General features: G+C 62.9%; 1 protein-coding gene. It reads right to left on the bottom strand.

Annotated elements, in window-relative coordinates; genetic code table 11:
• Positions 1 to 30 precede the first annotated feature (30 nt).
• Positions 31 to 933: a TetR/AcrR family transcriptional regulator gene (locus tag H7B90_RS32255; protein ID WP_185140013.1), complete on the bottom strand. Its 903-nt coding sequence runs from the start codon at positions 931 to 933 to the stop codon at positions 31 to 33.
• Between the last annotated feature and the right edge of the window lie 67 nt (positions 934 to 1,000).

The raw sequence follows: 1,000 nt of genomic DNA, 5'->3' as shown, positions 1-1,000 counted from the left end.
GCTCGTCTCTTCGGCGGTTCTATCGTTGGATCAGGCTTTGGCCGCAACCGCCTCCTCCAGACGGCGGCAAGCCTCCGTCCAGGAAGGGAGCGACAGCTCCTTCATATAGGCGAGCATCCCCCGAACGACGATCCGGTCGGGGAACGGCTCGGCGAATTGCTCCTCCAGCAGGGACAGGGCGGACAACAGGTCCGCTCTCCTCTCCTCGTCCTTGTCCGTTACGGATTCCCGTTCCACCCGCTCCCTCAGCTCCCGGGCGGCATTGCGCACGGCTTCCTCATAGCCGGCAGCGGGCGAAGAGTCCGACCGATCCAGGCCGTAATCGCGGCCGAGCAGCGGCCGCTCCCTTGAACGGATCATTCCGTTCATCAGGTCGTCCATCCGGTCGGCGACGAAGTCGGCCAGCCGATTCCCGTCGAGCGGCTGGCGGCCGATCAGCAGCATCTTCGTATATTCCATCATGATGCCGCTGACGGAGGCCGCCGCATCTCCCGCATAAGGCGCCGCTTCCTCTCCGTAGAGCTCGTCGATATGCTGCCTTAACCACTTCAGGAATCTGCGCTGGAAGTCGACGACCATCTCGTGCAGCCTCGTTCGCTGGCTCTCGACGGCGTACGGCTCCCTCATGAGCATTAGCGGCAGGTCCTTGTTCTCCTGGAACGAGGCGATATGCCGCTTCAGCTGCGAGCGGAATCGCTCGCGGGGAGGGAGATGCCGGTCTTCCGGCAGCTCCGCCATTCCCGCGATCAGCTTCTGCCCGATGTAGGCGATCACTTCCAACAGCAGGTCGTCCTTGGACTTGAAGTAGAAGTAGATGGAGCCTTTGGCCATGCCGAGCTCGTCCGCGATCTCCTGGATCGATGTCCCCTGGAACCCCTTGCGGGCGAAGCAGCCCATGGCGGCTTCGAGGATCTGCTTCTTTCTCCCGTTCAACGGCAACCTCTCTCCTTCCCCGCCCTTCGGTCCGGCCTCGCCGGACGATCAGGCTTCCTTCTTCTTG

The sequence above is a fragment of the Cohnella xylanilytica genome (genome assembly GCF_014212175.1).
Classification (GTDB): domain Bacteria; phylum Bacillota; class Bacilli; order Paenibacillales; family Paenibacillaceae; genus Cohnella; species Cohnella xylanilytica.
This window is presented reverse-complemented; position numbering and strand designations above follow the sequence as displayed.